The sequence below is a fragment of the Nocardia sp. NPDC004722 genome (assembly GCF_053601505.1).
Window position 1 is genome coordinate 1 of sequence record NZ_JBSGBY010000853.1, and the last position, 2,754, is coordinate 2,754.

3 protein-coding genes and 1 pseudogene are annotated in these 2,754 nt (G+C 69.4%); all 4 read left to right on the forward strand.

Annotation, left to right across the window (positions count from 1 at the left end):
- Nucleotides 1–268, forward strand: a 268-nt coding sequence (locus ACWELQ_RS42965; protein ID WP_452402729.1) for an ABC transporter permease, incomplete at its 5' end; no start/stop codon positions are given.
- A gap of 76 nt (nt 269–344) precedes the next feature.
- Nucleotides 345–1,034 carry an SDR family NAD(P)-dependent oxidoreductase gene (locus ACWELQ_RS42970; RefSeq protein ID WP_452402730.1) on the forward strand — a complete coding sequence of 230 codons (690 nt, stop codon included), beginning with the start codon at nt 345–347 and terminating at the stop codon, nt 1,032–1,034.
- A complete protein-coding gene (locus tag ACWELQ_RS42975; protein ID WP_452402731.1) occupies nt 1,031–2,245 on the forward strand; it encodes an S-adenosylmethionine:tRNA ribosyltransferase-isomerase in 1,215 nt (404 codons plus the stop codon). The genes ACWELQ_RS42970 and ACWELQ_RS42975 overlap by 4 nt, the downstream gene beginning before the upstream one ends.
- Nucleotides 2,246–2,556: 311 nt before the next feature.
- Nucleotides 2,557–2,754, forward strand: a pseudogene (locus tag ACWELQ_RS42980) (hypothetical protein); the annotation flags it as partial.

Here is a 2,754-nt window from a genome sequence, read left to right on the forward strand (position 1 = left end):
GGAGGACACCCTCGCCTTGCTGCTCAACTCGGTATCGGTGCCGATCATGCTGCTATCGGGCATTCTGCTACCGCTCACGGTCGGACCGAAGTGGCTGCAGAACATCGGCAAGGTGAATCCGTTCTCGCACACCGTGGATGCGGCGCGGGCGCTGTTCCGCGGCGATTTCGGGGCACACGAGGTCTATATCGGCAGCGCGGTCACCGTGGCCGTGACGATCGTGCTGGTCGTCATCGCGTCGCGCAGCTTCGCCCGAGAGAATGCCTGAGCCTGAAGGAAATGCCTGATTCGCTCGGGGAGAAACTCCTTGACCTCGAGTGAAGTTCAGGTTTCACGATGGCGGTATGCCTGAAAACAAGAAAAGAGCCCTGATCACCGGGGCGTCGGCGGGCTTCGGCCGGGCGGTCGCACTGGCGCTCGCCGAGCGAGGGTGGGAATTGATCATTGTGGCGCGGGGCGCGGACCGGCTCGAGAGAGTCCGGACCGTGACCCGCGCCCTTGCTATCGCGGGGGACGTCGCCGATCCGGCGGTGCGCGAGCGGATCGCGGCGGCGGTCGGCGCCGGGGGATTGGACCTGGTGCTCAACAACGCCAGCACCCTGGGACCCAGCCCGCTGCCCGCCCTGGACCGCTATCCAATCGACGAATTCGCGGCCGTTCTCGCCACCAATGTGATTGCGCCCCTGGCGATTCTGCAATCAACCCTCCCCGCGCTCCGCGTCTCGGGCGGATCCGTCGTGGACATCAGTTCGGACGCTGCCGTCGGCGGCTACGAAGGCTGGGGCGGCTACGGCGCTTCCAAAGCGGCCTTGGACCAACTCACCAACGTCCTCGCCGCCGAGAACCCGGCCCTGCGCATCTACAGCTTCGACCCCGGCGACATGCGCACCGACATGCACCAGGCCGCCTTCCCCGGCGAGGACATCTCCGACCGCCCCGAACCGGAAACCGTCGTCCCGGCCCTGCTGCACCTCCTCGACTCGCGCCCGCCCAGCGGCAGATACACGGCATCGGAAATGCAGGTGACGCAATGACACTCGGCATGGAAGAGCTCGCCTTCCTGCTCCCCGCCGACCTCTCGGCCACCCGCCCAGCCGAGGCCCGCGGCCTGGCCCGCGACGAGGTGCGGCTGATGGTCGCCGACGCCGGAACCCTCACCCACGCCCGCTTCCGAGAACTGCCGACCCACCTGCTGCCGGGAGACCTGGTGGTGGTCAACAACTCCGCCATGCTGAACGCAGCGGTCGACGCCCACTACGACGGCCATCCCGCGGTCCTGCACTTCTCGACATGGCTCGACGATGGCGCGTGGGTGGTGGAACTGCGCGACCCGGCCGGTGTGCCGTGGCAGGGGACGAGGCCGAAGCCCGGTGCACGCGTGCATCTCCCGGACGGTCTGTCGGCCCTGCTGCGCGACCAGTGGCTGCCCGGCTCACCGCGCCTCTGGGTCGCCGACATCGTCGGCTCGGGCGAGCCCGGTGGTCCAGACGGCAGGGCGATGCCCGGCCCTGCCGGGAAGCCGCGTGTCCCAGCCGACTCGAGTGCGCTGCCGCGAGGTACGGGGGCGGAGGCGAGTGGCGTGGGCGCGGACGTGGGTGGCGGGGGTGCGCTCCTGGGTGGTGTGGGGACGCAGGTGCGTGGCGTGGACGTCCGGGCGCTGCTGGCGCGGCGCGGGCGGCCGATCACGTATTCGTATGTGGCTGAGCGGTGGTCGGCGGACTATTACCGGACTGTGTTCGGGCTGATCCCTGGGAGTGCTGAGATGCCCAGTGCCGGGCGGCCTTTCACCGAGGCGCTGGTGACCGAGTTGGTGGCCGGTGGGGTGGGGTTCGCGCCGATCACGTTGCATACCGGGGTGTCGTCGCCGGAGGCGGGGGAGCCGCCGGGGGCGGAGCGGTTCGCGGTGCCGGAGATGACGGCGCGGCTGGTGAACGCCACGCATGCGGCGGGCGGGCGGGTGGTCGCGGTGGGGACGACGGTGACGCGGGCGCTCGAATCCGCCTGCGGGGCCGATGGGCTCGTACGGGCGCGGGCGGGGTGGACGGATCTGGTGCTGGATGGGTCGCGTCCGGCGCGGGCGGTGGACGGGTTGATTACCGGCTGGCATGCGCCCGGGGCGTCGCATCTGCATCTGCTGGAGTCCGTGGCCGGGCCGCGGGTGGTGCGGGAGGCGTATCGGGTGGCGTTGGATTCCGGGTATCTGTGGCACGAATTCGGGGATTCGGCGCTGCTGTTCCGGGACTGAATCGGACCGTTTCTGCGGGCCTTGGAGGCTTCGTGTTTCGGGGGGTGGACCCCGCCGTGCGGGTCGTGAGGGGCGGGCGTAGTCTTGCCTCTTCCACGTTTCGCGGGGTGCTCGCCGAACGCGTCGGCGGGCCTCAGGACCCGCCGGTACCCAGCCAGGATACGAGCGTTTGTCCTGGTAGGGAACGTTTCGAGGCGCTCGGATGAACTCCCGGTGCGGTCTGCGTCGCGTTCACCGGACTGGCATCGGCAGGTAATCCGGCGGTCGCTCCAGCGCAGTCTGGGACTGGCTTGATCAAGCGTATGACAGCCATGGCAGCGTCGAATTCCAGCCTGCTAGCAGCCGCGCCGAAGTCCGCCCCGGAAGCGCCTCGCACGTCCGGACGGTCCCAGTACTCCTTGGTCGTCTCCTCCGATGCCGAGCATCGTGAGGCCGCGCAGCGCCTGCGCTACCAGGTGTTCGCCAATGAGCCCGGATTCACCATCCCCGACAACGGAACCGGCCTCGAC